Origin of the sequence: Maribacter sp. IgM3_T14_3, from assembly GCF_049603095.1 — a bacterium.
Taxonomy (GTDB): Bacteria; Bacteroidota; Bacteroidia; order Flavobacteriales; family Flavobacteriaceae; genus Maribacter.
In genome coordinates this window covers 992416-1000000 of the sequence record NZ_CP187138.1, presented here as the reverse complement: position 1 = coordinate 1000000, position 7585 = coordinate 992416, and the positions used below count along the sequence as shown (strand labels likewise).

Annotated in this window: 6 protein-coding genes (1 of these 6 cut by a window edge); all 6 read right to left on the bottom strand. The window is 35.9% G+C overall.

Going from position 1 to position 7585, the window contains the following annotated elements; genetic code table 11:
* Positions 1-577 carry the 5' portion of a YpdA family putative bacillithiol disulfide reductase gene (locus ACPF9A_RS04575; RefSeq protein ID WP_424002079.1) on the bottom strand. It extends 404 nt beyond the left edge of the window, so the window shows 577 of its 981 coding nt (coding positions 1-577); it begins with the start codon at positions 575-577; its stop codon lies beyond the left edge, outside the window.
* Positions 574-1224, bottom strand: coding sequence for a ribulose-phosphate 3-epimerase (rpe, locus tag ACPF9A_RS04570; protein WP_424002077.1), 651 nt, complete (start codon positions 1222-1224; stop codon positions 574-576). The genes ACPF9A_RS04575 and rpe overlap by 4 nt, the downstream gene beginning before the upstream one ends.
* Positions 1225-1307: 83 nt before the next feature.
* Entirely contained in the window at positions 1308-4415 is a 3108-nt protein-coding gene (locus ACPF9A_RS04565; protein ID WP_424002075.1) for a VPS10 domain-containing protein, read from the bottom strand.
* Positions 4416-4777: 362 nt separating this feature from the next.
* Positions 4778-5236: a tRNA (cytidine(34)-2'-O)-methyltransferase gene (locus tag ACPF9A_RS04560; RefSeq protein ID WP_424002073.1), complete on the bottom strand. Its 459-nt coding sequence runs from the start codon at positions 5234-5236 to the stop codon at positions 4778-4780.
* The gene (locus ACPF9A_RS04555; protein ID WP_424002071.1) at positions 5236-5460 is read right to left on the bottom strand and encodes a VF530 family DNA-binding protein; all 225 of its coding nucleotides are present in this window, start codon (positions 5458-5460) and stop codon (positions 5236-5238) included. The genes ACPF9A_RS04560 and ACPF9A_RS04555 overlap by 1 nt, the downstream gene beginning before the upstream one ends.
* A gap of 29 nt (positions 5461-5489) precedes the next feature.
* Complete coding sequence (pulA, locus tag ACPF9A_RS04550) at positions 5490-7472, bottom strand: type I pullulanase (RefSeq protein ID WP_424002069.1); 1983 nt, start codon at positions 7470-7472, stop codon at positions 5490-5492.
* Positions 7473-7585 lie beyond the last annotated feature (113 nt).

Below are 7585 nucleotides of genomic sequence, written 5' to 3'. Positions count from 1 at the left end.
CAACTTCTGAGCCACGAATTATCAAAGAGACTTCTGCACCTTTGCGCCAACATTCAAGTGCTGCGTCAATAGCAGAGTTACTAGCTCCGATTACCGCTACTTTTTGACCTGAATAATAATGCGGGTTGTCATAATAGTGTACTACTTTTTCTAAATTTTCTCCTGGTACATTCAATAAATTAGGTAAATCATAGAAACCAGTGGCGACAACAACTTGTTTAGAAGTATAAGTGGCTTTATCTGAAACTATTGTAAATATATTTTCTTTTTTTTGAACATTTTCTACTTTTTCAAATAGATTTATATTCAATTTATTAGAGGTTACAATACGTCTATAGTATTCTAAGGCTTCATCTCTTTTAGGTTTAGCTTCATTGCTAATAAAAGGAATTTCGTCTATTTCTAATTTTTCAGATGAAGAGAAAAACTGCATGTTACTAGGGTAGTGAAAAAGTGAATTCACAATAGGACCTTTTTCTAAAATAAGGTAACTGAGTCCGTTTTTCTTTGCTTCTAGGCCACATGCAATTCCTATTGGTCCACCACCAACGATGACCATATCAAATTCAGTTTTCATCCTTTTAATTCTTTTATAGTATTAATTGGATCGGCACTTTTAAATACAAAACTTCCGGCAACTAGAATATCTGCACCTGCTTCAACTAATTTTTTTGAATTAGCAGTGGTAACTCCGCCATCGACTTCAATAAGAGCAGATGATTTTTTTCTTGTGATCAAAGCTTTAGTAGCTTTTATTTTATCATAGGTATTTTCTATAAATGACTGTCCCCCAAAACCTGGGTTTACACTCATGATTAATACAAGGTCAATATCTTGAATGATATCTTCAAGTAACATTACATTGGTATGAGGGTTAAGGGCAACACCCGCTTTCATACCCAATGCCTTTATGGCTTGTATAGTTCTATGTAGGTGTGTACATGCTTCATAATGTACGGTTAATATATGGGCTCCTAGATTTGCAAACTCTTCAAGATATCTATCGGGATCTACAATCATTAAATGTACATCTAACGGTTTTGTAGCATATTTGTGAATGGCTTTTACAACAGGCATACCGTAAGAAATATTCGGAACAAAAACTCCGTCCATGACATCAATATGATGATACTCCGCTTCACTTGCATTTACCATTTCTACATCACGTTGTAGATTTCCGAAATCTGCCGCTAAAAGCGATGGAGCTATACTTGCCTTTTTCATTTTAATAAACCTTAAATATTCTTTACAAAAATACGAATTTGAAATTCGTTCTACTTGTGTTTTGGTTTTTGCGTTAACATCAATTATTCAATTTCTGATGCACCATTTATAGTTAGTATAGGATTGATTTTTGATTTGTATTTTTCCGTAATAGTATCCAATTTTTCAAGTTCAACTTTAAGCTCTGCAGATAGTTCTTCAAAAACTTTATAAGCACCATTGGTTGGTTTTGCATCGCCATCTTCTACACTTCTACGCAAAGAAGCCAATCTGTTGTTGAGTTTTATAGGAAAATTTAATGGATCCTGACCCGATTGATTTTTTACTTGGTACAATGCTTCTTCAACTTCTGATAAATCATTTAAAAATGGAGTAACTATATTAGTATAATCGTCAACATCAATGCTTTCCTTGGCAGTTGTAAGTGATTTTTTAATTTCACGAATTTTGATAACCGCCTCATTGGCGGCACTGGTTTTACTCATTATTTTATTTGAAAGTTCGAATTGTTCATCTAGATCTTCTTTGGTGATACCTTTGAGGTTTGGGTCCATTTTTATTTCGAAATCATAGATTTTCTCGTAATCGCCAGATTTCATTTTCACTTTATATATTCCTAAAGGAGCTTTTGGTCCTCGTGCCGGTCTTGCGCTCCAAATAATCATTCCGTCAAAAGTTGTGGCGCCTGTATATCTCATATCCCAAGTGAAATTGTTAATTCCTTTTGCTGTGGTAGGCTTTGAAGAGCCTCCTTTTAACCAATACGGAAGGTTAGGGTCTACTTCATATTTTGGTTTACTACCTGTAAATGTGTTTATCAATTGATCTTTAGCATCGTAAATTTCAAAAGTTATAGTGTCTTTTTGTTCCTTTAAATAGTATTGAATAGAAGCGTTGGTTAAACCTCTTAGTGCATCTGTAGGCTTAAAAAGAACAGCATCTTGTTTTGTCATTTCGGGGGTAAACTGTCTTATTGGCTGAATATCGTCAAGAATCCAGAATCCTCTACCATGTGTTCCTAAAACAACATCATTATCTTTAATGACTAAATCTCTAACAGGGGTATCTGGCAATTTTAATTGTAGACTTTGCCAAAGTTCGCCATCATTCATTGAAAAATAAACACCATGTTCGGTAGCCAAAAATAAAAGCCCTTCTTTTACAGGATCTTCACGTACGGCTCTTGTAAAATGACCATCTTCAATACCATTAATAATCTTGGTCCAAGTTTTACCATAATCATGGGTTTTAAAAACATAAGGTTGTCTGTCATCGACTTGATATCTGTTAGCTGCAACATAAAGCGTACCTGGGTTGTGAATAGATTCATCAATAATACTTACTCTAGAGAATTTAGGTAAATCTTTAGGGGTAATATCTGCCCAATTTTTGCCGCCATCTCTTGTAATATGAATTTTACCATCATCAGAACCTGCCCATATCGTATTAATATCATGGTTTGAAGGAGCAAGGGCAAATACCGTTGCATAAATTTCTGGACCGTTCATATCCATAGTAATAATACCGCCAGTTTTGCCTAAGGTAGTTGGATCAGCATAGGTTAAATCGGGACTAATTTTCTCCCAAGACTGTCCGTCATCTGTAGTTTTCCAAACATGTTGAGAGCACGTATACATTACATTAGAGTCTTGCGGAGCGAACATAATAGGGAAAGTCCACTGCCAGCGTTCTGGTAAAGCACTAGCGGGCTCACCAGAGAAAAATCGTGGGTATACTTGAATATCTCTAGATTGCCCATTGCTTCTATCGTAACGAGTTAAAAGTGCACCTTGGCTACCAGCATAAAAAATGTCTAAGTTTTTAGGATGTTGGGTAATCCACCCACTTTCACCACCACCGACAGCGTAAGCCCAACCATCACCTTGACCGCGAGCCTGCATATGTTCCCAACCATCGCTTGGTACTGCAATTGTACTATTATCTTGTTGCGCACCAGCAACATGATAAGGTACGTCGTTCGTTGTCATTACATGGTACAGTTGTGTTGTAATGTAATCTTCTTCTGTCCAGGTTTTTCCTCCGTTGATACTAACAATGCCACCGCCGTCATTAGAAGAAATCATACGGTCAGGATTGTTAGGGTCTATCCATAAATCATGATTATCGCCATGGGGTACTTTTATTTCAATATCAAAAGTTTTACCGCCATCGGTAGATTTCCAAAAATCAACATTAAGTCCGTAAACAATGTCTTTATCTAGCGGGTCAGCATAAATTCTAGAATAGTAAAAAGCACGTTGTCTAAGTTTTCTTTCATCATTAGTACGTTCCCAAGTTTGACCGGCATCGTCTGAACGAAAAACACCACCTTCGTTAGCTTCTACAACCGCCCAAATGCGATTAGAAACTGCGGGAGAAACTGTAACTCCGATTTTTCCTAACGGTCCTTCTGGCATACCAGGATTTTTTGAAAGATCTGTCCAAGTTTCACCAGCGTCAGTTGATTTCCATAGTTTACTACCTGGGCCACCACCCCACATTTTCCATGCTTTTCTTTGAACCTCCCAAGTACTAGCGTATAGAATATTAGCATTGTTTCTATCGATTATTAAATCTACAGCACCCGCTTTATCACTTACATACAATGTCTTGTTCCAAGTTTTCCCACCATCGGTACTTTTAAAAACACCACGTTCTTCATTATCACCATAAGGGTGACCAAGTGCTGCAACGTAAACTATATCGGGGTTAGATGGGTGAATTCTAATTCTTGAAACAGCTTGTGTTTCTTTCAGACCTAAATGACGCCAGGTTTCACCGCCATCAATAGTTTTATATACGCCGTCGCCTTGAGTAATACTACCACGTAGTTGTACTTCGCCCATACCAATGTATACAATATCAGGATTTGATTCTGCGACTGCTACAGCACCTACCGAAGAACTGGTTATTTGACCATCGGTAACAGGTTTCCACTCATTGCCGCCATCCGTAGTTTTCCATAGTCCGCCACCTGTTGCACCGAAATAATATTCGTTAGGTCTACTTGGGCTACCTGCTGACCCTAAAGAACGACCACCACGAACCGGACCGATATTTCGCCATTCTAAATTCTCATAGAAATCTGGAGTTATGGTTGCCGTATTGGTTTTAGATTTTTTTTGTGCAAAACTGGAGCTAAAAGCGACCAGTGTAAATGCAAGTAATAGGTAGTATTTTTTTGAGTTCATACGGTGGAAATTAGGTTGGTTCAATTGATGAAATAAAAGAATTTCACTTTGAAAATAATCAATTATTCCGCTACAATTAAATGATTTTCAAATTTTAACGGTAAGTAAAGTGAACCTAAATTTTGAGTTAAATAAAGTATGGGTGCGTGAATGTAGAATTGACAATATCGCCATGAAATTTTACGATATAGATAGTAGGAAGCGCTGTTATTTGTAATTTGGAAAGCGATGGCGTTTAGTTGGATAACTAGATGAACTTTTTTATTTAGGAAAGGTAAATAGTACAACTTAAATTATACTACCGATAAATTAGTTAAAATTTTTTAAGAATGTTTACGATTTCAGTTATCAAAAGAAAGTAGTTATTTCAGGTTAATTTGCCGTAAACCTTCGTAGATAGTAATGGCAACAGCATTGGCTAAATTTAAACTTCTAATGTGTTCGCTGTAAAGTTGGATTTTGGCAGTATTTTCGATGTTTTTCTTTAATAATTCTTTTGGTAAGCCAACAGATTCTTTGCCGAAAACGAGAAACATATCATTTTCAAAATTAATATCCCAATGATTTTTGCTAGCAGTGGCAGAAAATAATATCATTTTTTTGTCCTTATGTTGCTCAAAGAATTCATCGACATTTTCGTACATAATAACATTGAGGTGTTGCCAATAGTCTAAACCTGCTCTTTTTAGTCGCTTATCGGTAAGTTCAAATCCGAATGGTTTCACCAAATGTAATGTAGATCCAGTGCCTAGGGCTAATCTGCCAATGTTACCTGTATTATTAGGTATTTCTGGTTCTATGAGTACGATATTAAGGCTCATTATTTTTTGAAGGATTGTAAGTATAAATGCTCAACTTTTTCACGAGCCCACGGAGTTCTACGTAAAAAATTTAAACTCGATTTTATAGACGGATTACTTTTAAAGCAATTAATATCTATCTGACCAGCCAAATCTTCCCAAGAATATTTTTCTGTAAGTTCTTCAAGTATGGTCGCTAGCTTAATACCATGAAGCGGGTTATTAGGTTGAGAATCTGAACTCATGAATTTATACGAATTTGATAAAATTACAATTAATTCTGAAAGGCTATATACATCGATAAAGCAGGTACTTCAATACTGTCTTTCAATATTTGTAGACCTTGAAAGTCAAAGGTACTACCAGAAACAGCTTTTTGCCAAACCCCATCTATTTTATAATTTAATTTTTCGTTTGATGCGTTGTAAATCACTAAAATGTTTTTCCAATTATCATCGTTTGCATTGCCTTCTAGTGTAAAGGAAACAAGATTATTATTAGCTGTTTGGAATTTTAAATGTTCTCTTACTTGATTAGAGGTAGCCATATAAAAAGCGGGATGTTCTTTTCTCAGCTTTATTAGATTTTTATAGTAGTCGAATACTTCTTTGTTGTCATTCTTCCAATTCCAGTTTATTTGATTAATGCTATCAGGTAGGTTGTAGGAATTATGTTCTCCGTTTTTGGTGCGAAGCATTTCTGATCCAGCATGAAGAAACGGGGTTCCTTGTGATGTAAGTACAATGGCATTCGCCAATTTATCCATAGCAATTAATTCATTTAATGTTGCATCTGGTTTTGAAATTTTAAGTTTGTCGAATAAGGTATGATTGTCGTGGCAAGAAACATAGTTTATAGATTGCCATGGTTCTAAGGTCCAAGGAGCATTAGAGTAATTTACCTCTTCATAATCAATTTGAGGATGTTGAATAGCGCCTACGATTCCGAATTTAATAGATTCCTGTGTATTCTTAGCGCCACTAACAAAACCTAAACTTTCATCTTCGAAAACTGAACCTTTTAACCCATCACGTAAGTCATCATTAAAAGCTGCAAATTTAGGAAGTTGCTGCATGTGTTTTTTAAGGGCTCGTTTTTCTTCAGGTAGCGGAGAATCTGAAGCAGTCCATCCTTCGCCATATAAAAGTGCATCAGGATTTATTTCTAAAACAGCTTCGCCAATTTTATTCATGGTTTCAATGTCATGAATACCCATGAGGTCGAACCGGAATCCGTCAATATGATATTCTTTCGTCCAATGCAAAACAGACTCTATAATGAATTTCCGCATCATAGCACGCTCTGATGCCGTTTCGTTACCACAGGCAGCAGCATCTGAATAAGAACCATCTTCCCAATGGCGATAGTAATAACCAGGTACTTCTTGATTAAAATTAGATTCTTCTGTTTTACCAGTATGGTTATATGCGACATCTAAAATAACCCCAATACCATTATCATGAAAATTCTTTACCATTTGCTTAAACTCTTTAATGCGCACTTCGGCATTAAAGGGATCGGTAGAAAAAGAACCTTCAGGAGCATTGTAGTTGTTAGGGTCGTAACCCCAATTAAATTGTGGAGTGTCTAAATTGGTTTCGTCAATGGAGTAGTGGTCTAAAGTCGGTAAAAGATGCACATGGGTAATACCCAGTTCTTTTAAATGATCAATACCAGTAGCAACTCCATTTGGACCTTTAGTATCAGCTTCTACCAACCCTAAATATGTACCTGGTAATGATGAGCCAGACTGCGAATGAATTGTCATGTCACGAACATGTAATTCATAAATTATAGCTTCATTATATTTATTAAGAGTAGGGGAAGTGTCTTTTTGCCAACCTTTTAGGTTAGTAGTTTCCATATCTAAGACCATTGCTCTATTTCCATTTACACCAACAGCTTTGGCGTAAATTCCCGGAGTTTCATCTAGCCACGAATCATTAATTTTAACTTGATAGGTGTAATACATACCGTTTAAATCACCATTAACTTTTGTTTGCCAAATACCTTGATGCTCTTTTGTTAGGTTATAGTATGAAAAGACAGTAGAGTTTTGTCCGTCTTTATAGAGTCTTAAAATTACTTCTTCAGCTTTTGGAGACCAAAGTTTAAAGAGCGTAGCATCTTTGGTGTATTGTATCCAAAGATTTTCGTTTACAGGGGTAGGGTACGTATTGAAATCAGTAATAGTCTTTTTAGTGTTACAAGAGTTAAACAGCGCGAAACTCATTAGAATTAGTACTGTATGTTTCATTAGGCTAATGTTGATACTCTAAGATAAGGAAAGATTTTTTAGGGTATATATCAGTATTCAGATACTTAGCTTTTTAAATTGCATTACAAACTATTACAAATGGAAAAACTCCG

What these genes read in the sequence shown, in the direction of transcription:
- rpe (WP_424002077.1), bottom strand. Translation starts at nt 1,224, where the DNA reads ATGAAAAAGGCAAGTATAGCTCCATCGCTTTTAGCGGCAGATTTCGGA.
- ACPF9A_RS04565 (WP_424002075.1), bottom strand. Translation starts at nt 4,415, where the DNA reads ATGAACTCAAAAAAATACTACCTATTACTTGCATTTACACTGGTCGCT.
- ACPF9A_RS04560 (WP_424002073.1), bottom strand. Translation starts at nt 5,236, where the DNA reads ATGAGCCTTAATATCGTACTCATAGAACCAGAAATACCTAATAATACA.
- ACPF9A_RS04555 (WP_424002071.1), bottom strand. Translation starts at nt 5,460, where the DNA reads ATGAGTTCAGATTCTCAACCTAATAACCCGCTTCATGGTATTAAGCTA.
- pulA (WP_424002069.1), bottom strand. Translation starts at nt 7,472, where the DNA reads ATGAAACATACAGTACTAATTCTAATGAGTTTCGCGCTGTTTAACTCT.